The sequence below is a fragment of the Pseudomonas sp. B20(2017) genome, assembly GCF_002113125.1.
Lineage (GTDB): Bacteria > Pseudomonadota > Gammaproteobacteria > Pseudomonadales > Pseudomonadaceae > Aquipseudomonas.
Window position 1 is genome coordinate 21,003 of the sequence record NZ_NEJP01000003.1, and the last position, 23,750, is coordinate 44,752.

A 23,750-nucleotide genomic window follows, 5' to 3' on the forward strand; every position below is an offset into this window, starting at 1 on the left:
AGACCGGTTTTCAGACTTCATCAAAGACAAGATATTTACAGGGTATGTCACTGTTTTGTAGAGGATTTATTCGTACAGATAACGGTAAAAAACGCCCTGTTCAAATTCCCGAAAACGTACGTCAATCCGACAGGTTTCCTACGCATTCACTCTCCTCCAGCGACCACCAGCGCGGCAGCAACTGGCGGACGCGACTCTCGGCAAAGCGATCATCGATCAGCATCACCACACCGCGATCCTGCTGCGTGCGAATCACTCGCCCGGCAGCCTGCACCACTTTCTGCACGCCGGGGAACAGGTAGGTGTAGTCGTAACCGGCACCAAAGATCGCGGCCATGCGCCGCTTCATCTGTTCATTGACCGGGTTGAGCTGAGCCAGCCCGAGGGTGGCGATGAACGCGCCGATCAGCCTTGCGCCGGGCAGATCGATGCCCTCGCCGAACGCGCCGCCGAGTACGGCAAAACCGACGCCCTGGCTGTCGGCGGTAAATTGATCGAGAAATTCCTGTCGTGCCCCCTCGGCCATGCCCCGGGATTGCAGCCAGCGGGTGATGTGCGGGTGTCGCTCGGCCAGCAGCTGCGCGACCTGTTGCAGGTAATCGAAACTGCTGAAGAACGCCAGGTAGTTGCCCGGCCGCTCGCTGAACTGGCGGGCGATCAGCTCGACAATCGGCTCCAGCGACGCCTGCCGGTGTGTGAAACGGGTGGAAATCCGGCTGACGATCTGCACCTGCAATTGCTCGGCGCTGAACGGCGACTCGACATCGATCCAGACCGTGTCGGCCGGCGTGCCGAGCAAGTCCGCGTAATAGTGGCGCGGGCTGAGGGTTGCGGAAAACAGCACGCTGCTGCGCGCCGCCGTCAGGCGCGGGCCAATGAACGCCGCCGGCACCACGTTGCGCAGGCACAGTTGCGATAACGGGCGTTTGCGCTCGAGGTCACGCTTGCTGATGTCGAAAAGGTAATGCGCGTCGAACAGTTCCGCCACCCGGCCGAATTGCAGCATCTCGAAGTAGAAGTTCTGCAATCCGTTGTCGAGCCCTTGCGGGTGATCGTTGAGGTAGTCGCCGATGCTCGCCGTGCAGGATGAGAGAGCCTGCAACAGTTTTTCCGGCGCCTTGTCGTAGGCCTGATACGGCGCCAACTGGTCATTGTGCAGGGCGTTCCATTCGCGGTTGACCCGTTGCAACGATTTCTTCAACGCCTCGGGGGCGGTTTTGCGCACGCTGCCCAGTGTCGCCTGATCGAGGATGGCGCTGTACATCTGCCGTCCGCGTTCGACCAGGTTATGCGACTCGTCCACCAGCACCGCCACGTTCCATTGATTGAACTGGGCCAGGCCGAACAGCAGCGCGCTGAAATCGAAGTAATAGTTGTAGTCCGCCACCACCACGTCGGCCCAGCGGGCCATTTCCTGGCTCAGGTAGTACGGACACACCCCGTGCTGCGCCGCGACGTCTCGCAGTGCGGCCTGATCCAGCAGGCGCAATTGGCTGGCAGCCTCACGGGCGGCGGGTAAGCGGTCGTAAAAGCCTTGGGCCAACGGGCAGGACTCGCCGTGACAGGCCTTGTCCGGGTGCTCGCAGGCCTTGTCCCGGGCGACCATTTCCAGCACCCGCAGGGGCAAGGTTTCGCTGTGATCGAACAGCACTTGCGCCGCATCCAGCGCCAGTTTGCGTCCGGGTGTCTTGGCGGTGAGGAAGTAGACCTTGTCCAGTTGCTGTGGCGCCAACGCCTTGAGCATTGGAAACAGGGTGCCGAGGGTCTTGCCGATCCCGGTCGGGGCCTGGGCCATCAGGCAGCGGCCGGTGCTGACGGCCTTGAACACCGACTCGGCGAGGTGACGCTGGCCGGGGCGAAAGGCAGCATGGGGAAAACCCAACAGCTGCGCCGCCCGGTTGCGCGCTTCGCGGTGGGCCATTTCCTGTTCGGCCCATGCCAGGAACAAACCGCACTGTTGTTCGAAGAACTGCCGCAACGCATCGGCGCTGAACGCTTCGACCAGGCAGGTTTCCTTTTCCGTGACGATGTCGAAATACACCAGCGCCAGATTGATCTGCTCAAGCTGCAAACGACAGCACATCAACCAGCCGTAGATTTTCGCCTGGGCCCAATGCAGTGAACGGTGATTGGCCGGTTGCTTGCTCAGGTCGCCGCGGTAGGTTTTGACTTCTTCCAGGCAGTTCTGCGTCGGGTCGTAGCCGTCCGCCCGGCCCTTGACCTTCAATGGCCCGAAGGCGCCCTCCAGCGCCACTTCGCTCTGGTAGGCGTCGTTGCGCCGGGACGCCACGGTGCGATGCCCGGCAATCCCCTCCAGTGCGGTCGGTGACGGGGTGAAGCGCAAGTCGAGGTCACCGGTTTTCGCGGTGAATTCGCACAACGCCCGCACCGCGATGCTGTAGCTCAAGCGCCCTGCTCCGCCCATTGCACGTAACACACGGCGACCGGCATCCGGTGCGTGTGGCAGAACTCCAGCCAGCGCAGTTGATTGTCCTGCAGACGATCGCCGGGGCCTTTGACTTCGATCATCCGGTAGGTCTTGTGCTGCGGCCAGAACTGGATCAGGTCTGGCATGCCGGCACGATTGGCCTTGATATCGAGCAGCAGACGGCTGAACCAGTGCTTGAGGTGTTCGGCCGGCAGACAGGCTAGCGCCTGATCCAACAGCTCTTCATTGAGCGCGCCCCAGAACACGAACGGCGACTGCACGCCCCATTTGGCGGCGAACCGCGCGCGAATGGTGTCGGCATAACGGCCATCGTCGAGTTCGGCCAGACAGGCCTGAAACAGCTCGGCGCGTCGGGGCTGGAAGTCCTCGTTGAGCAGATCCACTGGTCCGCGCTGGAACGGGTGAAAGAATGCGCCCGGCAACGGCGCGAAGATCGCCGGCCAGCACAGCAGGCCGAACAATGAATTGATCAGGCTGTTTTCCACGTAATGCACCGGGCCCGTTTCTTCGTGCAGGTGCGCCTGAACGTGATATTCCACCGACAACGCCGGATCGAGACGCGGCAGGTGCAGATCCAGACGCTCCACCATGCCCGGCGCGGTGCGCTTGATCGGTGGCCCGCCGAGCTTGCGCCGCAAGCGCGGCAACACCCGTTGCAGGCCCTGCTGTTCGGTGGCGGTTTCCGGCGCCTGCTCGGCAATGACCGCCAGTTCCAGGGCCAACGCATATTCGGTGCTGCGCTCCAGCACGCGGATCATCCGCAATCGCGCGCCGGGATACGCGCAGTCGCGATAGATCTTCAGCGCCAGGGCGAATTCGCCGAGGCGCTCGCAGTATTGGCCGATCTGGAACAACAGCTTGCCGCGCCGGCGTTGCAGCCACGGATTGTCGAACTGCAGCGCCGCAACCTGTTCGACGATCGGCTCCAGCGGCTCGCCGGCTTCGAAATACAGCTGACAGTCGTGCAGAAACAGACACGCATCGACGTCGGCGCGGCTGCGCAAGCCCCGGGAATCGGCGCTGAATTCGACTTTTTCATAAGTGAAGATGCCGAGGTCGGCGAGCACGAACTCCGACCAGTCCTGATAGAGGTTGCCGAAGAACATCAGGCGAAAACGGTCGCACAGGTCCATCAGCGTCAGGCTGAACAGCCGATCCGCCAGCGTTGGGCACCATTGCTGAAAACTGCGGGGCTCGGGGAATTGTTCGTGCAACAGCGGCAGCCAGTCGACTTTCTTGCCTTTGGGCTGGTCGATGGCCGGGCCGAAGGCTTGCAGGATCTCGGCCTTGAGCAACACCTCGAACAGATCCGTCATCGACAACGTTGCCTGTTCATCGAGCCAGCCATGTTCCAGCAGCGGTTGCGCCGCCTCGGCGATGTCGCCGATTTCCGGATAATTCAGCTTGCCGGCACGAAAATGCACGCCCTTGCGCATCACCATCCGCACCAGCAACCCCTGAGATCCACGCGGCAGTGCCTTGAAGTCGCGGATGAAGGCGTGCTCCGCTTCGCTCATCACGTCGGCGTAGCGAAGCTCAAGCCAATCAAGCACCTGGCGAAAGTTGTTGAGGTAATAGAACGGATCGTCGAGGGGATTGGCAGTCACGGTGATTTCGGGGCCATGGCAAGCGAGTACTGGTTATGCGTACAGATACCAGCCTGCCCCGGCGGGCGCAAACGGAAAAAGATCAGTGGCACTTTCATTGCGGATTTTTTCAGGTGGCCATCGAACTTTTCCGGGCGTAATGGCACCAACCGCCTTAGAGGCCGACAATGGTCGAAATGAACAGGAATGCTGCTTATGAAAATCAAGACTCTCGGGATCCCGTTGGCTGTTGCGGCCCTGCTGACCCTGGCCGGTTGCTCGACCCCGACGGTGGTCACCCTGCAGAACGGCACTCAGTACCTGACCGAAGACATGCCCGATACCAAAAACGAGGACGGCTTCTACGAGTTCAAGGATATTTCCGGCGCCAAGATCCGTGTACGTGCCGATGAAGTGGCCACGGTGCGTAAAGAAGACTGACGATTACCCGATCAAAAAAGGCTGCGTTCCTGTTGGAGCGCAGCCTTTTTTGCATTTGTCAGCGGGGTAATGCCATGCCCGGCAGGGAGCCGTCGCAACTGAAAGGACGCTCCCCCCTGCGAACCAGCTCTTCCTGTAAGCGCTGGCACCGTTGGCGCTCCTGCTGCGCCATGCGGTCGATGCTCAGATTGCCGGTCATTTCCGGTTCATGGTCTTCGCCGATGCGAATCGTCACGAACGGTTGCTCGGGCTGGATATGAAAGCGGCTTTTCTCTTCAACGGGTTTGACGTCATCACTGTCGGCCGGCTTTGGCAGTTGATCGGTGGTGACGCCATAGCGGCTCAGAATCGAGCTGTGAGGCAGATCGGCCCGGGTATTGGCCGAGAGCAGCGCCAGTCCCGCGATACCGATAAACCTCTTGAAACCTTTCACGTGTGAATCTCCTGTACTCGTTGGCGACCCTTACATGACGAACGTTGCCGTCATGGCTTTAGGCCGCATTTCCTGTTAGTGCAGGGATTGGAGTCAGAGAATGGCTGGTGAGTCACTTTCGATACCGCGTTATCGTTCTTCGCGGGCAAGCCCACTCCCGCAAAAGGCCAGTACTCGGTCAAATGTGGGAGCGGCGGTGCGACGATTCGACTTGCTCGCGAAGAGGCCCTTAACGGCGCCCGATCAACATCAGGCGATCACAATCCCGTCGGCACTCAGGCTGTCCAGCGCTACCCCGACCAGCGTCACCGAATCAGCGCCGAACTTCAGCACCGTATCCTGCCCGACCGCCGTGGCATGGGCGCGGAAGTCGTCGTTGGGCAACACGCCCTGCACGCCGAGGAATACCAGTTTGTCGTTGGCGGTGTAACCCACCACGCGATCCTGACCGAACGCGCCGCTGAACAGGAAGGTATCCGCCCCGCCGCCGGATTCCATCAGATCATTGCCGGCGCCGCCGACGAACACGTCGTTGCCAGCCCCACCGATCAGATGGTCGTTGCCGTCCAGCCCGAACAACCAGTCACCGCTGGCCTTGGCCTTGAGGGTATCGGCGCCGCCGGTGCCCTTCACGCTCGATTCGTACTGGGTGACGTTGTTGCCGACCTTCAGGCCGGTCGCGGTGACGCTGTGGGTCACGTCGTCCTTGAACAGGCCCCAGAGAAAGCCCGGCTCCTTGGTGACGATGCTGCCGATGTCGCGAGTGATGCTGATCCCGCCGTTGGCATCGCGGATGTACAGGTTGCCGGCGCCGTCGTTGGCGAAGTCGAAGGTATTGACCGACTTCTGCAACTCCAGGGTGTTGTTGCCCGAGCCACCAAGCAGGATGTTGTACCCCCCGCCGTCGCGGAACGTGTCGTTGCCGGCGCGGCCCTCCAGATAGTCGTTGCCGCTGCCGCCCTGGATCAGGTCGTTGGCGTCACTGCCGATGATGAAGGTGCTGCCCTTGTGGGTTTCAGCGTTGCGGTTCAGGTCCTGCACCCAAGTGTTGGCCCGCGCCGGATCCGACAGGTTGGCGACGATGATCGTCGAGTCCTTGCTGGTCAGGTCGTAGAACTTCGACTCGATCACCCGGTTCATGCCGTCGCCGTAGGCGGTCGGCAGGTGCGAGATCCAGGTCGGAATGTTGACGATCGAGTACGGCAGCACGTTCCACGCCGCCGAGGCGTAGTGGTCGTTGAAGCTGACGATGTTGTCGGTCGCCGACTCCTTGGGCGCGTCGTGTACGCCGAGCGAGGCGCCAGTGAAGGTCGAGCCGTCGAGGGCGCGGAACACCGGATCGTTTTCGTAGCCGACGTTGAGCACCTTGTCAGTGCTGCTTTGGGTCGGCGAGGCGTAGGCGATGTAGTTGGAATCCTGGAAGAACCCGCCCCATTTGCTGGTGCTCAAGTCCGCCATGCTGTTGACCGCCAGCCCGCCGAGGCTGTGGCCGCTGAACAGCACGTCCTTGCCGGTGAGTCCGTTGGCCTTGGCGAACGCCACCACGTCGTTCATCAGGTTGCCGAAGGCTTCGCCGACGTAGTTCTTGGCGTAATCCTTGGGCCCGAACGCGGCGAGCAAGTCGTTGATCACGTCACCAATGGAGTCGCCGATCAAGATTTCCCGTGGGCCGCTGGTGCCGCGAAAGGCGATGCCGATTTCCGTCAGATGGCCCTGGGCGTCGTATTTGCCGAGGATTTCCACCTGAGCGCTGGTGTAGCCGGCTTTCTCACCGAAGAAGGTGCCGCGGGCATCGGTCTTGCCCTCGTAGCCCAGTTGCGAGGCGCTGATCGGGGTCCAGCCGGCTTTTTTCACCGCGTCGAGTGCGATTTTTTCCGAATCGGGGTTCCACGGAATGCCGGGGATCACCCCTTGGGAATCCGTGCCGCCGATCAGCGCGGTCACCAGCGTGGCCGGCAGGCCGAGGCCGAAGCCGTTGTGCTGATAACCGACGGCAAAGCCGTTATCGAGGTTGTGGTAGGAATACAGCGTAATGGCCATGGCGTCGCTGAACAGCGCCTTGGATTCCGCCGTACCGAAATTCTTGTAGTCATACACACCCATTGCTGTTGCCTCTCTCTTTGTTGGAATTGTTCAGAGATAGCTCACAACCAGAACGCCCTCCCGAGGCGCCCCGGAGCATTTACTACACAGTCACAATGTGGGAGCGACGGTGCGACGATTCGACTTGCTCGCGATAGCGGTCTGTCAGTTACCGGTTGGGTGACTGACACGCCCTCTTCGCGAGCAAGCTCGCTCCCACAAGGTTTGTCAGGCGAAGACGAAACTCGAATCCGACAGGTTAGCCACACCCACCCCGATCAGCGTCACGGCAAAGTCGCCAATCTTCAGCACGGTATCGCTCCCGGACTGCGACGCGTGTTGCTTGTAGTCGTAGCCCTGCCCCGCGCCTTCGACGCCCATGAACACCAGTTTGTCGTTGCCCTGGTAGCCATTGATCGCGTCGAAGCCGAAGGCGCCACTGAACAGGAAGGTGTTGTTGCCACCCACCGCGCTCATCACGTCATTGCCGGCGCCGCCAACGAAGATCACGTGGGCCTTGTCGCTTTGCAGGAGATCGTTACCGCCGAGGCCGAACAGCCAGTCGCCGTCAGCGGTGGCTTTCAGGGTGTCGCCCATGGCGCCGCCGCTGAGCGAATGGTTGTACTGGGTCAGTTCGGCACCGTTGGCCAGGCCTTTGGCGGTGACGGACCAGGTGATTTCCTTGCTGCCCCACCACGAACCCGACTCCTTGCTCACCAGCGCGCCGATGTCACGGGTCATGCTGATGCCGCCATAGGCGTCACGCACGTACAGTGTGCCGTCGCCGTCGTTGGCGAAGCTGAAGTTCTGCAACGGCTTTTGCAGCTCGAAAGTGTTGTGGCCCTGGCCACCGAGCAGGATGTTGAAACCGCCGTCGTCACGGAAACGGTCATCGCCGCCCAGGCCTTCCAGGAAGTCGTTGCCCGCCCCGCCCTTGAGCCAGTCACCGCTGTCGGTGCCGATGAAGAACGTGCTGCCGGTGTGCGGCTCGCCGCTGCGGCCCAGATCCTCGACCCAGGTCTTGCCCCGCGACGCTTCCTCAAGGTTGGAGACGATGATGGTCGAGTCCTTGTGGGTCAGGCCGTAGAACTTCGACGCGATCACCCGATTCAGGCCGTCGGCATACCCCAGCGAGCTGTGGGCCGACCAGTTCAGCGGATTGGCGATGCTGAACGGCACCAGGTTCTGCGCAGTGGATGCGTAGTTGTCGTTGAAGTTGACGATGTTGTCGGTGGTCGAGTCGTGCGGCTTGTCGTGCTTGCCCATCGACGCGGTACTGAACGTGGTGCCGTCGAGCACGCGGAACACTGGGTCGTTCTCGTAACCGATGTTCAGCACGTTGGTGCCGGTGCTGCTCTGGGTCGGCGAGGCGAACGAAATGTAATTGGCGTCCTTGAAAAAACCGCCCCAGTTGCTCGCACTCAGCTCCGCCACGCTGTTGACCCCGAGACCGCCGAGGCTGTGGCCGCTGATCAATACGTCCTTGGCCGCGATGCCGTGGGCGACGGCGAAAGCGGCCACCGATTTGAGCAGGTTGTCGAAGGCGTTTTTCGCGTACTGGGTGGCGTAATCCGTCGGACCGATGGCGGCCAGCAGGTTGTTTTTCATGTCGCCGAAGGTGTCGCTGTAACCCAGCCCGCCGGTGCCCCGGAAGGCCACGCCGATGCCGATCAGCTTGCCCGCGGCGTCGTACTTGCCGAGCACTTCGGCTTCGGCACTGGTGAAGCCGTCCTTCTCGCCGAAGAACGTGCCCTGCGCCCCGACCTTGCCCTGATAGCCCAGCGCCGTGGCGCCGATCGGCTTCCAGCCAGTGCCGGGCAACGCCTGCCCGGTCGGCGTGTAGGCATACAGCGTCAGGGCGATGGCATCGCTGTACAGCGCTTTGCCGTCGGCATTTTTGTAATCGAACAATCCCATGTTGTGCTCTCTCTTCCTTTCAAAAACGGCAGTTCCCTAAAGAACTGCCGCTACCCCTTAGAACTGCCAGTCCAGCGTCAGGCCCACACCGTGGTCCTTTTCGTTGGAGCCGATCAGCCCGTTGTAGTCCAGGTTGACCCGGACATCGCGATTCAGCGCCAGCCCGGCGCGTACGCCGACCACCGCTGCATCTCGATCCATCGACACGCTTTGCACGGTGAACGCACTGTTGCCATTGACGAAGGCCAAGTGACTGTCGGCATCCACGCTACTCAGGTTGTGCTGCCAGCCCAGGCTTGCGCCCAGTTCCAGCTGGTGTTTCTCCGACAGGGCAAACGTGCGTTTGGCCCGTACACCGAAGGTCGACAACACCACGTCGCGGTTGTCTTCACCGCCCTTCAGTGCGGCGGCATCACCCTTCTCGGTGAAGCTGTCGCTGTTGAGGTGCACGTAGGCCAGATTGGCGAACGGCTCCAGGTTCATCGGTTGCAGGCCCAGGTCGTAGGCCGCTTCGGTGAACAGTTGCGCGGTGGTCGCATCGCGCTTGGTTTTCTGTTTGCCGCTGACGCCACCGAATTGCAGGTCGCGTTTGACGTCAATGCGATGCCAGCTGTAGGCCGCACCGGCGGTCAGACGCAGCGCATCGATCTGATGTCCCAGGTATGCACCCAAGTGATAGCTATCGACCGAGGCGGACGAATGCGTACCCTCGCCCATGCTCAACGAGCTGTCGCTATAACCGGTAACGAAACCGAGACGGGTATCTTCAGCGATCAAACCGTCGACACCGGCCAGCAGGCCGCCGATGGAGCTGGTGGAATCGGCGTATTTGGCCCCTCCATCGCTCTTGCCCCATGAACCCAGCACTTTGACCCAGGCGTTGCTGCGGTCATCGGTCGGCGCGCCGGCATCGAACAGATCACGCTCGCGCAGGCGTTCGCCCACGGCATCACGCAGGTAGCGGCTGTCGTTGATCAGCAGCGTGCCGATGGCCGGATGAATCTCGCCGGACAGTTGCTGGAAAGCATCCTGCGCAGCGGCCGCCGACGGCGACAGCAACAGGGTTTCGAACAGCGCATTGCCGGCGCCGAGGCGTTCGGCAGCGGCACCGACCGCGCGCTGGTTCGGGGTCAGGCCGACGCTGGCGAACGAGGCGCCATTACGACCGACGTCCAGTTGCACACCGCTTGCCGAGTAAGCCAGGGTGCCGCCGAGGAACGCGTAGTCGGGCAACACTTGGCCGAACTGCCCTTCAATGCCGCCCGCTGCCTGCAAGATGTTGAACTGGCTGCCCAGCAGGCTCTTCACTTCGCCGGTGGTCAACAGCGTCGGGCTGTTTTCCAGCGACATGGTTACGGTTGCACCTTCGATCACCGCTTTGCCGCCGGCGACGATCCGGTCGCTGCTGGTCGGCGACACTTCTACCGCATAGGTCGAACCTGGCGCGAAGGTCACGTCACCCGCCACATTCAAGGTGCCGATGGAATTGCCCGGCGCCACAGTACCGCCGCTGTTGGCGGTCAGCGCACCGATCCGGCCGTTACCGCCGAGGATGCCGCCGTCATTGACCGTGACCGCCGATTGCAGTGAGCCGTTGATTGCCAGTCGCCCCTGATTGACCAGGGTCGGGCCGCTGTAGGTGTTATTGCCGGTCAGCACCAGGGTGCCGATGCCTTGCTTGGTCAGACCACCATGGCCGGAAATATCGTTGCGCCAGGTGTCGAGCCCGCAGGTGATGTCGTTGCACACGCGCTCGGTGGGTTTGCCCGCATCGATGATCGCGCCGATGCCCGGCAGATCGGCCACGAACTGGCCGGAGCCGTAGGCACCCTGGATGCGGAACTCTTCAGGAATGTCCTGCTCGGTGACGAACATCGCCGGGCCATCGATGCCCTTGCGCAGGTTGATCATGCCCCAGCCGTACAACGCATCGATGCCCGGTGCGCCGAGGTCGGTGGCCGTGGTGCGCAACACGCTGGCGACCTGATCGCCGGACATGTACGGGAAGCGTTCCATCAGCACGGCAATGGAACCGGCCACGTGCGGCGCGGCCATCGAGGTGCCGTTGTAGTTCTTGTAGCCGGTGGTGAGGTTGTCGGCGTTGGTGCCTTCGATGATCGAGCTGAAGATTTTCGTACCCGGTGCCGAGACGCAGAAGCTCGCGGTGTAGCCGCAGCGCGAAGAGAACGTACTCATGATGTACGGATTGGCACTGGCCAGATCCGGGTTCTTTTGCAGGGCGGCGACGGTGATCCAGTTCGGCGCGATGTCCGGGACGAAGTAACCGAGACCGGCGATGGCGTCCGGGTTGTTCAGGTTGTAGTCGTTGCCCGCCGCGAAAATCGTCACGATCCCGCTGCGCGCGGCGGCGATTGCGCCGTCGTAGGCGCCGCCGGGTCTGGTGCCCAGCAATGTGCGGATTTCGTTGAACTGCACTTGCGCATCGTTAACGGTGAAGTGCGGATACGCCGGGTCACGGCCGCCGAGGTCGAAACGGTCGGTGATGCCGATGCCCCAGCTGTTGTTGATGATTCGCGCACCGCTGGCGATCAGCGCATCCCAGCCGGCCTTGTACACCGCGCCGTCGTTGCCGCGCACGATGCCGTCTTCCGGGCCCGGGTCGCCGTTGTCGGCGCTGATGATCTGCGCGCCGAACGCCACGCCGTGCATCGGCCCGCCGTCACGGCTGCCGGCGGCGATACCGCCGACGTGGGTGCCGTGGGCGCCAAGCTTGCCGTCGGAACCGACCGAGGGCGAACCGTCATAACGGAACGCGTCCCCGGCTTTGACCGGGATGTAGGGGTCGGTGTATTCGCGGATTCCCGAGGTCACCAGGGTAATGACCTTGTTGCTGCCGGAGAACTCCGGGTGCGCGGCGTAGACCGGCTGGTCGAAGATCCCCAGTTTCACGCCTTTACCGGTGTAACCGGCGGCGTAGGCGTAATCCGCGCCGATGGCGCCCAGGCCCCAGTCGGCCTGGAATTCGGCGCTGCGCCAACTGCCCGGATCCCCTGCCCGACCGCTTTCGACGTAGGGCGCCGCGTGTGCGCTGCCCCAGGTGGCCAGTGCGCAGAGCAAGGCGAAGTTGAGAGTTTTCAGGCGAAAGCATCCACCCGATTGCGCGGGGGTGTTGTTGTTTTTCATCCAGCGACCTTCCTTAGTGATGTTGCGAAAAAATCCGTGTATTCAGCCTCGTGATCGTTCCCACGCTCTGCGTGGGAACGATCATCTCTCGGTGAGTCAGAACTGCCAGTTCAGGCTCAGGCCCACGCCGTGCTGCTTCTCGCGGCTGGCCAGTTGTCCGGTGTAATCAAGGTTGATCCGCACGTCGCGGGTCAGCGCCAGGCTGGCCTGTAGGCCAACCAGCGCAGCGTCGCGCACCAGCGGCGAGCTCTCGACCGTGTACGGTGCGCTGCAGCTGGCGAAACGCAAATGCTGTTCGGATTCGATGTCGGTCAGGCTGTGCTGCCAGCCAAGGTGTCCGCTCACTTCCAGCTTCTGTGCGGACGGCAGGTCGAAGGCCTTGATCGCCCGCACGCCAAGGGTGCTCAGCACTGCGTCGCGCTGGTCGTCGCCGCTTTTCAGCGCGGCGGCATCGCCCTTCTCGGTGAAACCGTCGGTGTCGAGGTGCACGTAGGCCAGGTTGGCAAACGGCTCCAGGGCCAGCGGTTGCAGGTTCAGTCGATAGGCCGCCTCGCCGAACACCTGAGTGGTGGCGGCATCGACCTTGGCTTTCTGTTTGGCGCTGACGTTGCCGTACTGCAAATCACGTTTCACGTCTGCGCGATGCCAGCTGTAGGCCGCGCCGGTACTCAGACGCCAGGCGCCGATGTCGTGCCCGGCGTAGGCGCCGAGGTGATAGCTGTCGACCTTGGCCGAGGAATGCGTGCCCGACCCCATGCTCAGCGAACTGTCGCTGTAACCGGTGACCAGACCGATGCGAGTTTGCTCGTCCAGCGCTCCGTCGACACCGGCCAGCAGGCCGCCAATCGACGTGCTGTATCCAGCGGTGTCGTGGCGCGAGTCGGTTGTACCCCAGGCGCCGAGGGCTTTGATCCAGCCATTGCTTTGCGTGGCATTCGAGTCATGCAGGCGTTCGCCGATGGCGTCGCGTAGTTGGCGGCTGTCGTTGATCAGCACCGCGCCGAGGGCCGGGTAGATTTCGCCGCTCAACTGTTGAAAGGCTTGTTGCGCATCACTGACGGTTGCCGACAACAGCAGGCTTTCGTACACGGAATTGCCCGCGCCCAGACCTTCGACGGCAGTGGCCACGGAGCGCTGATTCGGGGTCTGGCCGACGCTGGCGAACGATGTTGCGTTGCGCTCGACATTCAAGCCGATGCCGTTACCGCTATAGGCCAGGCTGCCACCGATGAACAGGTAATCCGGCAGCACTGCACCGAACCGCCCCTGAATGCCGCCCGCCGCTTGCAGAATGTCGTACTGCCGGCCGAGCAGGCTGCTGGCCTCGGTGGTGCTGAGCAGCGTCGGGCTGTTTTCCAGCGACAGGCTGACGGTAGCGCCGTTGATGGATGCAGTGCCGCCGGCGACGATGCGGTCGCTGCTGGTCGGCGACAATTCCACCGCGTAGGTCGAACCCGGCGCGAAGGTCACGTCACCGGCCACGTTCAAAGTACCGATCGAATTGCCCGGTGCCACGCGGCCGCCGCTGTTGGCGGTCAGTGCGCCGATCCGCCCGGAGCCGCCGAGGGTACCACCGTCATTGACGGTCACGGCCGACGTCAGCGAACCGTTCACTGTCAGCAGACCGCCATTGACCGTGGTCGGCCCGCGATAAGTGTTCTCACCGGTCAGAATCAGTCGTCCGTCACCGGACTTGATCAGACTGCCCTGATAGACGCGACCGGCCGCCGCTGCATCGCGAGCTGTGCCCACGGCGTAATCGGTCTGATCCTGTTGGCTGGCGCCGGCCGGCAGCCCGTTCTGCCAGCCTTTGCTTTGCAGCGTCTGCTGCCAGGCGTTGTGCTCGGCGAGGTCTTCGTTCTGGCGCTGGATCAGCGCTTTGTCGCTGATGTCATTGCTCCAGACATCGCTTTGTCCGGCCGCCAGATTGGCATTGAAGGCACCGAGCAATTGCCCCGGCCCGCGCATCGCCCGGTACAGGTTGGCCACGCCCCAGCCGACTCGCTCGGTCGGCGCGTCGGTTACCGAACCGTCGAGCTGAGTGGCCGTGGTCAGCAGCACTTCGAGTGCCTGCTGATTGTTCATGTACGGATAGCGCTCCATCACTAGCGCCAGTGCGCCGGTGGCATGAGGCGCGGCCATCGAGGTGCCGGACTTGATCGCATAACCGCCGTCGGGAATGGTGCTGTCGATCTTCGCGCCCGGCGTGGTGATGCACCAGTATTTGGCGAGGCCGCACTGGTTGTACTTCTGCTGATTGCTTTGATCGAGACCGGAAACCGCCAGCCAATGGCCTTCCAGATCCGGCTGAAAGTACGGCAGCGCCGAGCGCACGCTGGCATTCGGATAGCCGCTATTGCCGGCGCTGAACACGTTGATCACGCCACGACGGGAAACGTCCGCCGCCGCGTCCAGCCAGGTGCCCTTGTTCCAGTGCTGGGCATAAGCGGCGTGCAAATCCGCGAGCGTTCGGTAGCTGACATCCGGCGGCTGGCTGCCCCAACTGTTGTTGATCGCCCGCACACCGGCGTCGGCCAGGGCGTCGTACACCGCTTTGAAGTAGCGCGGATCAGGATTGGGGCCGAACAGAAAACTGTCGTTCTTGTTGGTGTTGCCGACGTAGATTTGGGCGTTGTACGCCACACCATGCATGCCGGTGCCATCGCGGGACGCACCCATAGTCCCGACCACGTGGGTGCCGTGGGAATCGTTGTTCGGGTTGAGGGTGCCGTTGACGTTGAACAGCGAGCCGTCGAGGTAGCTGCCACTGGCCAGTACCGGGTGATAACGGTCACGGGCGAACTCAGGATGAGCGGCGTCGAAACCGGAGTCCAGTGCGCCGATCTTCACGCCCTGGCCGGTGATGCCAGCGGCATAGGCCTGATCGGCCTGCATCCGGCCCAGGCCCCAGTCACGCAGGAATTCCGCGCTGCGCCAACTGGCCGGATCGCCGGGTTTACCGGATTCGAGGTATTGGGCTTGAGCCTGGGCTGCAGAAATCACAAGCAGCAGGGTGCCGACCGAAATCGGCTTGATGCGTACGTCCATGTTCACCACTCGTTTTTGTTGTTTTGAGTCGAAGCTTTATGCGTTGAAACTACGGTGTTATTGCGTCCGTGGGCCTTGTCCGAAGGCCTCATCCACCCGCGCCAGATCCTGCTCGCTCAAGGTGCCCGCGTAGTAATGCAATTTGGTCCAGGCCATGAGGTAGTCATAGCGCGCCTGGGCCAGATCGCGGCGGGTGGTAAATAGTTGTTGCTCGGCGTTCAGTGCGTCGAGGTTGGTTCGCTCGCCTCCGAGAATGCTTTGCTTGGTCGACACCACCAGCGCTTCGGCCGAGGCCAGCGCCTTTTGGTAGGCGCGCAATTTGCTGACCCCGGACAGGCATGCGCTGAACTGGCGGCGCAGTTCGATCAGCGTCTCGCGGGTCTTGCCGTCCAGTTCGTATTCAGCCTGTTCCATGGTGCGGCTGGCCTGACGAGTCGAGGCCGACACGCCGCCGCCGGCATACAACGGCACGCTGACTTCGAAACCGATGGTGTTGGTTTCGTAGCGCTGGTTGTAGGTGTTGCCGCTTTCCGATTCGTTCTGGCGCATCGTGGCGTAAGCGCTGACTTTCGGCAGGTGCCCGGCGCGATTGCGCTCGACTTCGTACCGCGCCACTTCCACTGCCTGACGCTGAGACGCGAGGTTCGGGTTGTTGCTGACTGCCAGCTCATGCCAGGTATCGTAGTTGGCCGGCATCAAGGCGAACGTCTGGAAGTTCTGATCCAGCGGCGCCAGATCACTGATGTCCATCGCCGGCACGCCGACCAATGCGCCCAGCTCCCGGAGAGCGGCGTCCTGCTCGTCGCGGGCCTCGATTTCCTCGGCGGTCGCCAGTTCGTAACGCGACTCGGCTTCGAGAATATCGGTGCGAGTGCCCTCGCCCTGCTTGAACATGTGCTCGTTCTGCTGGAATTGCTGCTCGTACGCCTTCTTCTTGGCCTGCGCGATGTCGATCTGATCCTGGGCAAACAAGGCTTTGGTGTAGTTATCCAGTACGCGAACCAGAAGCTCCTGGCTCTTGCCGCGAAAGTTTTCGTCGGCAAACAGCGACTGAGCCACGCCCTTGCGATACGCCGCGTAGGCTTCGTAGTCGAGCAACGGTTGTTGCAGGGTCAGGCTCGAGCCGTAGCTGTTGTAGTTACGCTCATCGGTGCGATTACGCGCACGTTCGTCGAGGGACGTGGCTTTCGACGAGTTGCGACCCTTGTTGTAGTTGTAACCCAGTTTTGGCAGCAACCCGGCGCGGCCGATGGCGCGGTTTTCAAGGCCTGCGTCGCGCTCCTTGATCGCGCCGAGGAACACCGGGTCATTGCGCAACGCCTGTTCGTAGATCTCGAACGGCCCCATGGCCGCCACTGCACTGTTGCCCGCGAGCAGCGCGAACGCTGCCGCCAGCATGGAAAGCTTATTCATACAGCCGAACATCCTTATTCTTCAGTCAACGCGGAGCCGGCCCGGTCGAGCAGCGGTTTGAACAGGTAATTGAGCAGAGAACGTTCGCCAGTGCGCACGAACATTTCCGCCGGCATGCCGGGCTTGATCACCAGACCGTTGAGTTTCTCCATGGCCTGATCGCTGACGCTGCTGCGCAACACGTAGTACGGCACGCCGGTTTTCTCGTCGACCATCTGGTCGGCGGAAATCAGGCTGACTTCGCCGGGCACCCGTGGCGTCTTGCTCTGGTTGAACGCGGTGAACAGGATGTCGACCGGCAAGTGTGTGCCGACTTTGTCGATCAGGTTGATCGGCAAGTGCCCTTCGACTTCCAGGCGCGTGCCTTGCGGAACGATTTCCAGCAGGGTTTCGCCCTGACGCACCACGGCGCCTTCGGTGTGTACGCCGAGGTTGACCGCCACGCCGTCGGCGGTGGCGAGGATTTCGCTGTGTTGCAGGTCAAAACCGGCGGAGGTCAGTTGCTCGGACAGGGTGACGCTTTTCAGTTGCGCATCGGCCAGTTGAGTGCGGACTTCCTTCTGGTATTCCTCGCCGTGCTGTTGCAGTTTCAGCCGGGATTCGAGAATGCCCTGCTCTACCCGGCCGCTGTCACCAGTGTTTTCCGCCAGTTGCTGCTGAACCTGCGACAACTGACGCTGGTATTCCATCAAGCGGTTACGCGGGATGTAGCCGTTGTCGGCCAGCGGTTGCAGGTTGCTCAACTGCTGTTGAAGGGAGTCGGCTTGTGCGTTGAGGTCGGTGCGAGCGCGACGCATGCCTGCCAGTTGCGCGGTGGCGCCTTCGATGCTGGCGCGCAGGGCGGCCTGCTCGCGGGAAAACGCTTCGCGGCGGCTGCTGAACAATTGCCGCTGGCCTTCCAGCACCAGCGCCAGGCGCGGATCGGCGTTATCGCTCAGTTCTGCCGGAAAGGTCACTTGCTTGAGGTTGTCACGCTCGGCCTGCCAGCGCGCGAGGCTGGCCCAGGCCATGCGATACTGCGCCTGCAGCGATTGCACGTCGGCGGCAACCTGAGTCTGGTCGAGCCGGAACAGCGGCTGGCCCTGCTTCACGATTTCGCCTTCACGCACCAGAATCCGGCTGACGACGCCGCTGCTCATCGACTGAACGGCCTTGCGCTTGCCCGACACCACTACGGTGCCCTGCACCGGAATGCCTTGATCCAGCGGCGCCAATGCGGCCCAGGTAAAGAAGCTGCCAGCGCCGACCAGCGCCAGAATCCAGCCCATGCGGGCGAAGAACTTCGCATCACGCTCCGGGCGTTCGGTGATGTACGCATGTTCCATGGTGGCTTCGTTCTGCGTGTTCATGCTTGCGCTGCTCATACACCCGAATTCCTTGTCGTCGGCTGATACTGTCGGCTCATGCTGAGCCCGGCCGGTGCTTGCGCAGGTTTTTCATTTTGTTGTGGCTGGTTGCCGGGCTGATTGCCGGACAGTGCCTTGAGCACATCGTGGCTCGGGCCGAAGGCTTGCAGGCGACCGTCGTTGAGCACCAACAGCTTGTCGGCCTGGGCCAGTACCGAAGAACGGTGAGTCACCAGCACCACGGTGGTGCCTTGGGCCTTGAGCTGCACGATGGCACTGGACAATGCGGCTTCGCCGACGGTGTCGAGGTTGGAGTTCGGCTCGTCCAGCACCACCAGGCTCGGGTTGCCGTATAGCGCACGGGCCAGTGCCACGCGCTGTTTCTGGCCGCCGGACAAACCGCTGCCGTCCTCGCCCAGTTGCGTGTCGTAGCCTTGCGGCATGCGCAGGATCAGTTCGTGTACGCCGGCCTGTTGCGCGGCGGCCACGACCTTTTGCGGATCGGCTTCGCTGAAGCGGGCGATGTTCTCGGCGATGCTGCCGCTGAACAGCTCAATGTCCTGCGGCAGATAGCCGATGTACGGGCCGAGCTGATCGCGGTTCCAGCGGTGAATATCGGCGCCATCCAGACGCACAGTGCCGCCAAGAGCAGGCCATACGCCAACCAGCACTCGCGCCAGAGTCGATTTGCCGGAGCCGGAAGCACCGAGTACGCCCAGCACTTCACCGGCCGCGAGGTTGAAATTGACCATGTGCAGGGTTGCGGCACGCTGACCCGGAGGGCCGGCGCTGACTTGTTCGAAGGTGATCTGGCCTTTCGGCGCTGGCAGCGCCATGGCGTCATCGCTCGGCGGGAAGGCTTGCAGCAGCGCATCGAGGCGACGGTAAGCCAGCTTCGCCCCGCTCCACTGTTTCCACACGGCAATCAACTGGTCGATCGGGCTCAGCACCCGTCCCATCAGGATGGAACCTGCGATCATCATGCCGGCGGTCATGTCGCCCTTGATGACCAGTAGTGCGCCAAGGCCCAACACCAACGATTGCAGGCACAGGCGCAAGGTTTTGCTCAGCGAGCTGATCACCGCGCCGGTGTCGCTGGCCTGATTCTGCAGGCCGAGAAAGCGCGAATGCACCTGGAACCAACGCTTGCGCAAGGCACCGAGCATGCCCATGGCTTGAATGGTTTCGGCGTTGTGCAGATGGCTGGTGGCCAATTGGCTGGATTTCTGCGAGAAGCCGGCGGCTTCGCCCAGCGGCTTTTTGGTCATGTATTCGTTCAGGCACGCCAGCGCGATCAGCAGCAGCGCACCCGCCGTGGCGAGCACGCCGAGCCAGACGTTGAACAGGTAAATCACGAACAGGTAGACCGGGAACCACGGCGCATCGAAGAACGCGAACAGCGCTGGCCCGGTGACGAACTGGCGAATGTGGGTCAGGTCACCCAGGGACTGCCCGGCGTTGCCCTCGCCCTTGAACAGGTTGCGCTCGAACGCCGCCTGATAGACCCGCAGGTTAAAGCGGCGCTCCAGCTGGCTGCCGATGCGGATCACGATAAAGCTGCGCACCACTTCCAGCAGACCGATGAAGGCGAAGAAACCGACGACCATCAGCGACAGCATCGCCAGGGTGGTTTCGTTCTGCGAAGACAGCACCCGGTCGTAGACCTGAAGCATATATATGGAGGGCACCAGCATCAGCACGTTAATCAGTGCGGTAAAGCATCCGACGCTGATCAGAATGCTTTTATAGTCACCTAATGCCTTGAATAAGGGAGCGGTGGCTGGGGCCTTCGCCATCTTCATTGATTATTCCTGAAATGATATTTCCCGCCCTGCTTGGCGAGACTTCCAATTAATTGTCCGCCTTGAGCGCGGGACATACACCGTCAATACTTGCTTACACTTCAATAACAACTTCGGCGATTAAAGCGAGCCTGCGTTTTATTGCACTGTCGCTTATAACTGTAACGGGGTGCTTTATATTCAAACAGTCAGTCCGTTCCGGTCATTACGGCTGCTGCGCTGAACGCTTGAGTGTAATCACCAGGCCTGACTTCAAAGTGCTCAGATAAAGCCCGTCACGTTGTCGGCTGAAAAACTGGATTCTTGAGCCTTCCTTGCCGGTGATCGACAGACCGTCCGGATCGGGGAACCAGCCAATGGCACCCTCCTGCAACCACGCGCTCAGGCAATCGGCGCCTTTGCCCAGGGTCTGATTGGCTTCGAGGTCGAGTTGGCAGGTGTTCGACGGTTTGTCTTGCATGGCCTGCGCTTCGGGGCTGTCACTGCGGGCACTCAGGGTCGCTTGCCACTGCCCGGCAAATACTGATGGGTCTTCAAGTCTCAGGCTGCTTGCCATGGTTGTTTCTCCAGAAATCATCATCAGCATCGGCAACAGATACGCCACCGCTTTGCGGGTAAAAGCGAATTGGATCATAGGAAATTTCACTCCGGCACGTAGCCTTGCTTACCGGTCACGGCGATGCAAGTGAAGAAAGCGGCGCATGACGCGCCGCTTTCCCTTGTTACATCACGCCACGATGTCGCTGTACGCCGCCTGGCCAACAGTGCTGACCTGGAAATCAGCCACGCCGTGCCCGGAGAAGTCCACCGACAACAGGCTGTTGCCGCCCGAGGACGTCAGAACCGCATCACCCGCCGCGCCGGTGAAAGCGCTGACGAAGTGCAGGCCTGCACCGTTGGTGATACCCGTCAGGTCGATTTTGTCCAGACCGCTGACGAAATCGAGGATCTGATCGATCGCACCCGGCTTGGAGTCAGAGCTGGCCGCGAACACAAAGGTGTCCGAACCCGCACCGCCCCACAGCTTGTCGGCACCACCGGCTCCGTAGAGGATGTCGTTGCCGGCACCACCCTTGAGCTCGTTGGCTACGCTGTTGCCAATCAGCAGGTCGTTGCCGGAACCGCCGATCGCGTTCTCGATGGTGACGCCCTTCGCGATGGACACGTTGCCCACCAGGCCGCCAACGTCGGAGAACGAGGCTTCATTGAGGTTGATCTTCTGGTTCTGGGTGAAACCCGAGAAGTCGAAGGTGTCCTTGCCGCCCGCATCCCACACCGAGAACACCAGCTTGTCGGCCGACGACGAAGCGCTGAGGAAATCGCGACCGGCGTTGGAGTTGAAGCCGTAGGTGGTGTCACCGGTACGGGTGGTCAGGTTGGCGCCGTAGAGCTTCTGGATCGCTGCGATGTCGTCCATCAGCGGGCCGGAGGAATAGGCTTCCACGCCACCCTTGCTGAAGTTCTGGCTGGTGTTGCTTTCGCTCCAGTAACTCATGACGCTGTAGCCGCGGGTGTCTTGCCCGTAGGTCGCGTCGTTATAGGTCGGGTTGCCGTTGCCGGCGTTGTAATCGCCCGGGTGTGCCAGGCCGAGGGTGTGGCCGATTTCGTGGGTCAGAGTCTGACGACCGTAGTTGTTCAGATCCGGGTTCTTGTTCTGCGTGTAACCGCTATTGATCAAGTACCACGACGTACCGTCGTAACCGGCGCCAGTGCCTGGCAGATAAGCGAACGCTGCAGCGCCATCCTGGCCGCCGCTGTAGTTACCGAAAGTCATGTGGCCGTCACCGCCCGAGGCTTTCTCGGTGAAGGTCACGTTGGCCACGTCGGCCCAGGATTGCATAGCGAGCACGGCCTGGGCTTTTTGTTGAGCGCTGAACTGACTGAACCCGCTGATCCCGTGTTTGTACATCGTGCTGGACGATGCCGAAGTCAGGAACGTGTAGGTGAGTTCGATCTTGCCGCTGCCATCCTTGTCCTGGTAGGCAGCGCCGTCGCGCAGCAACTGGGTTGCGGCCTGGTCGACGGAAAAGGAGGGTTTGCCATTGACCGTGAGGTTGCCGCCACGATCGTACTGATGGCTGAAGCTGTTGATCTGGTTATACGCCGTACTGGTCGCTGCCAGAGGTTGCGGCGCCGCGCCCAGCTGAAAAGCCTGTTCGGCGGTATCAACAGCATTAGCTTTTACTTTCGACATAAACACACTTCCTTGTTTAGCAATGGAACAGTTTTTGTCCGATAGCGACAACCTCTGGCGAGATTGTCCTATCACTCGCCCAATGAAGGCATCAGAAACCTGACACAATTTGAAATCTAACGTCTAGCGTTTTTTTGAGATCAAATTGAACTGTTCCGGGAAACTCCCGTAAACAAAGCGCATGCCGCCGAAAGAAGTTTGTAAGTATGGTGAATTCGCCTAATTGTCTGACGATTTCTTATTTAAATATTAAATATCGGTAAGTTGTTTTTTGTTAGCAGTGTCTCACTTTGCTGCACTTTATCAGTGCAATGCCAGTGGTTTGATATCAAGTTGATTCAACAGTACATATCAGGCGAGGGCTGTACTGCCCTCGCCTGTTTTCTTCAGCTGCCTGTACGAATCTTGTTCCACACCCGCGTGCGGATCCGGTCGATGTTCAGCGGCATCGCTTCCAGCGCGAACAGCTTGCCCATCATTTCCGGGCTCGGATAAACCTTGGTGTCGCTCTTGATCGCCGGATCGATCAGGCTGTCGGCCTGTTCGTTGCCGTTGGCATAATGCACATAGTTGCTGATGCCGGCCATGACGTCGGGCTGCAGCAGGTAGTTCATGAACGCGTAACCGGCCTTCTCGTCTGGTGCATCGGCGGGCATGGCGACCATGTCGAACCAGATCGCGGCGCCTTCCTTGGGAATCTCGTAGCCGATTTCGATGCCGTTCTTCGCTTCTTTGGCGCGGTTTTCCGCTTGCAGGATGTCGCCGGAGAAACCGACGGCCACGCAAATGTCGCCATTGGCCAGATCGCTGGTGTATTTCGAGGAATGGAAATAGCTGACATACGGCCGCACTTTCATCAGCAGCGCTTCAGCTTTCTTGTAGTCCTCGGGATTCTTGCTGTGATGCGGCAAACCCAGGTAGTTGAGCGCCGCCGGCAGCAGTTCCGGGCCGTTGTCGAGGATCGCCACGCCGCATTTCTGCAGTTTTTCCATGTATTCGGGCTTGAAGATCAAGTCCCAGGAATCCACCGGGGCGTTGTCACCCAGTACAGCCTTGACCTTGGCGATGTTGTAACCGATGCCGGTGCTGCCCCACAGGTACGGAAAGCCGTGTTCGTTGCCCGGATCGTTGGTCTGCAAGGCCTTGAGCAACACCGGGTTGAGGTTCTTCCAGTTCGGCAACTGGCTCTTGTCGAGCTTCTTCAGCGCCCCGCCCTCGATCTGCCGCGCCATGAAGTGGTTGGACGGAAACACCACGTCATAACCGGATTTGCCGGTCATCAGCTTGCCGTCGAGGGTTTCGTTGCTGTCGTAGACGTCATAGGTGACGCCGATGCCGCTGGCCTTTTCGAAGTTCTTGGCGGTGTCCGGCGCAATGTAGTCGGACCAGTTGTAAACCTTGACCGAATCCGCCGCCTGAGCGATGGAAACGGCGAGCATCAAGGGTGCGAGCGCGAGGGTCTTTCGGATCATGGATCGATTCCTGTATTGGCTATTGTTGTTGGCAGGCAATCAAAAGGATCAAAACGTCAGAAAATCAGGACATAGGTCTTGCGCACGGTTTCTTCGATGTCCCAGATCCCGAGCGTGTTGGCCGGCAACATCAGTGCGTCGCCACCTTGTATGTGCAGGGTTTCGCCGCCATCGTCCGGGGTGAACGTGCAGCGACCGGAAATGAAATGGCAGAACTCCTGAGCGGTGATCTGCCGGCGCCAGCGACCGGGGGTGCATTCCCAGACGCCTGTTTCGACGCCGTCGTCGCGCTCGACGCTGGTGGTCGAGGCAATCGCCACCGGCGTGCCGAGCGGCACGGCCACCGGATTGGACTCATCCAGTTGCAACGTGGCGGTGTTCTTGAATTGGGTGATGCTCATGGCGTTACCTGTCTCGTAGTAA

The 23,750-nt window shown here is 61.3% G+C and carries 15 protein-coding genes; 1 reads left to right on the plus strand and 14 read right to left on the minus strand.

What is annotated here, in order from left to right; translation table 11 throughout:
- Positions 1 to 121 precede the first annotated feature (121 nt).
- Both CAF63_RS05350 and CAF63_RS05355 read right to left on the minus strand, forming a co-directional pair.
- Positions 122 to 2,407 (minus strand): ATP-dependent DNA helicase, encoded by a 2,286-nt coding sequence (locus CAF63_RS05350; protein WP_085683686.1) that lies wholly within the window; start codon positions 2,405 to 2,407, stop codon positions 122 to 124.
- Positions 2,404 to 4,056 carry a VRR-NUC domain-containing protein gene (locus CAF63_RS05355; protein WP_085683687.1) on the minus strand — a complete coding sequence of 551 codons (1,653 nt, stop codon included), beginning with the start codon at positions 4,054 to 4,056 and terminating at the stop codon, positions 2,404 to 2,406. Before CAF63_RS05355 ends, CAF63_RS05350 begins: the two co-directional genes overlap by 4 nt.
- A 195-nt stretch (positions 4,057 to 4,251) precedes the next feature.
- Between CAF63_RS05355 and CAF63_RS05360 the strand changes: the two genes are divergently transcribed.
- Complete coding sequence (locus tag CAF63_RS05360) at positions 4,252 to 4,476, plus strand: YgdI/YgdR family lipoprotein (RefSeq protein ID WP_007951417.1); 225 nt, start codon at positions 4,252 to 4,254, stop codon at positions 4,474 to 4,476.
- Between the two features lie 58 nt (positions 4,477 to 4,534).
- Here CAF63_RS05360 and CAF63_RS05365 read toward each other — a convergent pair whose 3' ends face one another.
- The 12 genes from CAF63_RS05365 to CAF63_RS05420 all read right to left on the minus strand — a co-directional run bounded on the left by CAF63_RS05365 (position 4,535) and on the right by CAF63_RS05420 (position 23,728).
- Positions 4,535 to 4,909, minus strand: coding sequence for a hypothetical protein (locus tag CAF63_RS05365; protein ID WP_085683688.1), 375 nt, complete (start codon positions 4,907 to 4,909; stop codon positions 4,535 to 4,537).
- A 249-nt stretch (positions 4,910 to 5,158) separates the two neighbouring features.
- On the minus strand, positions 5,159 to 7,012 hold the full coding sequence (locus CAF63_RS05370) for a polyurethanase (protein WP_085683689.1): 1,854 nt from the start codon (positions 7,010 to 7,012) through the stop codon (positions 5,159 to 5,161).
- A gap of 207 nt (positions 7,013 to 7,219) precedes the next feature.
- The gene (locus tag CAF63_RS05375) at positions 7,220 to 8,908 is read right to left on the minus strand and encodes a polyurethanase (RefSeq protein WP_085683690.1); all 1,689 of its coding nucleotides are present in this window, start codon (positions 8,906 to 8,908) and stop codon (positions 7,220 to 7,222) included.
- A gap of 57 nt (positions 8,909 to 8,965) precedes the next feature.
- Positions 8,966 to 12,052, minus strand: a complete 3,087-nt coding sequence (locus tag CAF63_RS05380; RefSeq protein ID WP_085683691.1) for an autotransporter serine protease — start codon at positions 12,050 to 12,052, stop codon at positions 8,966 to 8,968.
- A gap of 96 nt (positions 12,053 to 12,148) precedes the next feature.
- Positions 12,149 to 15,100: an autotransporter serine protease gene (locus CAF63_RS05385; RefSeq protein ID WP_085683692.1), complete on the minus strand. Its 2,952-nt coding sequence runs from the start codon at positions 15,098 to 15,100 to the stop codon at positions 12,149 to 12,151.
- A gap of 57 nt (positions 15,101 to 15,157) precedes the next feature.
- On the minus strand, positions 15,158 to 16,525 hold the full coding sequence (locus tag CAF63_RS05390) for a TolC family outer membrane protein (RefSeq protein ID WP_085683693.1): 1,368 nt from the start codon (positions 16,523 to 16,525) through the stop codon (positions 15,158 to 15,160).
- A gap of 2 nt (positions 16,526 to 16,527) precedes the next feature.
- Positions 16,528 to 17,877, minus strand: coding sequence for an HlyD family type I secretion periplasmic adaptor subunit (locus CAF63_RS05395; RefSeq protein WP_085683694.1), 1,350 nt, complete (start codon positions 17,875 to 17,877; stop codon positions 16,528 to 16,530).
- On the minus strand, positions 17,874 to 19,661 hold the full coding sequence (locus tag CAF63_RS05400; RefSeq protein ID WP_011334093.1) for a type I secretion system permease/ATPase: 1,788 nt from the start codon (positions 19,659 to 19,661) through the stop codon (positions 17,874 to 17,876). The genes CAF63_RS05395 and CAF63_RS05400 overlap by 4 nt, the downstream gene beginning before the upstream one ends.
- 205 nt (positions 19,662 to 19,866) lie before the next feature.
- Positions 19,867 to 20,295 (minus strand): AprI/Inh family metalloprotease inhibitor, encoded by a 429-nt coding sequence (locus CAF63_RS05405; RefSeq protein WP_158090782.1) that lies wholly within the window; start codon positions 20,293 to 20,295, stop codon positions 19,867 to 19,869.
- A gap of 93 nt (positions 20,296 to 20,388) precedes the next feature.
- Positions 20,389 to 21,855, minus strand: a complete 1,467-nt coding sequence (locus CAF63_RS05410; protein WP_085683695.1) for a serralysin family metalloprotease — start codon at positions 21,853 to 21,855, stop codon at positions 20,389 to 20,391.
- A 386-nt stretch (positions 21,856 to 22,241) separates the two neighbouring features.
- Entirely contained in the window at positions 22,242 to 23,327 is a 1,086-nt protein-coding gene (locus CAF63_RS05415) for a polyamine ABC transporter substrate-binding protein (protein ID WP_085683696.1), read from the minus strand.
- Between the two features lie 56 nt (positions 23,328 to 23,383).
- On the minus strand, positions 23,384 to 23,728 hold the full coding sequence (locus tag CAF63_RS05420; protein WP_011334089.1) for a cupin domain-containing protein: 345 nt from the start codon (positions 23,726 to 23,728) through the stop codon (positions 23,384 to 23,386).
- Positions 23,729 to 23,750 lie beyond the last annotated feature (22 nt).

Bases quoted from the DNA above. Each gene is read 5' to 3' on its own strand.
- CAF63_RS05390 (WP_085683693.1), bottom strand. From the start codon at position 16,525: ATGTTCGGCTGTATGAATAAGCTTTCCATGCTGGCGGCAGCGTTCGCG.
- CAF63_RS05395 (WP_085683694.1), bottom strand. From the start codon at position 17,877: ATGAGCAGCGCAAGCATGAACACGCAGAACGAAGCCACCATGGAACAT.
- CAF63_RS05375 (WP_085683690.1), bottom strand. From the start codon at position 8,908: ATGGGATTGTTCGATTACAAAAATGCCGACGGCAAAGCGCTGTACAGC.
- CAF63_RS05385 (WP_085683692.1), bottom strand. From the start codon at position 15,100: ATGGACGTACGCATCAAGCCGATTTCGGTCGGCACCCTGCTGCTTGTG.
- CAF63_RS05370 (WP_085683689.1), bottom strand. From the start codon at position 7,012: ATGGGTGTGTATGACTACAAGAATTTCGGTACGGCGGAATCCAAGGCG.
- CAF63_RS05380 (WP_085683691.1), bottom strand. From the start codon at position 12,052: ATGAAAAACAACAACACCCCCGCGCAATCGGGTGGATGCTTTCGCCTG.
- CAF63_RS05360 (WP_007951417.1), top strand. From the start codon at position 4,252: ATGAAAATCAAGACTCTCGGGATCCCGTTGGCTGTTGCGGCCCTGCTG.
- CAF63_RS05420 (WP_011334089.1), bottom strand. From the start codon at position 23,728: ATGAGCATCACCCAATTCAAGAACACCGCCACGTTGCAACTGGATGAG.
- CAF63_RS05405 (WP_158090782.1), bottom strand. From the start codon at position 20,295: ATGATCCAATTCGCTTTTACCCGCAAAGCGGTGGCGTATCTGTTGCCG.
- CAF63_RS05410 (WP_085683695.1), bottom strand. From the start codon at position 21,855: ATGTCGAAAGTAAAAGCTAATGCTGTTGATACCGCCGAACAGGCTTTT.
- CAF63_RS05415 (WP_085683696.1), bottom strand. From the start codon at position 23,327: ATGATCCGAAAGACCCTCGCGCTCGCACCCTTGATGCTCGCCGTTTCC.
- CAF63_RS05400 (WP_011334093.1), bottom strand. From the start codon at position 19,661: ATGAAGATGGCGAAGGCCCCAGCCACCGCTCCCTTATTCAAGGCATTA.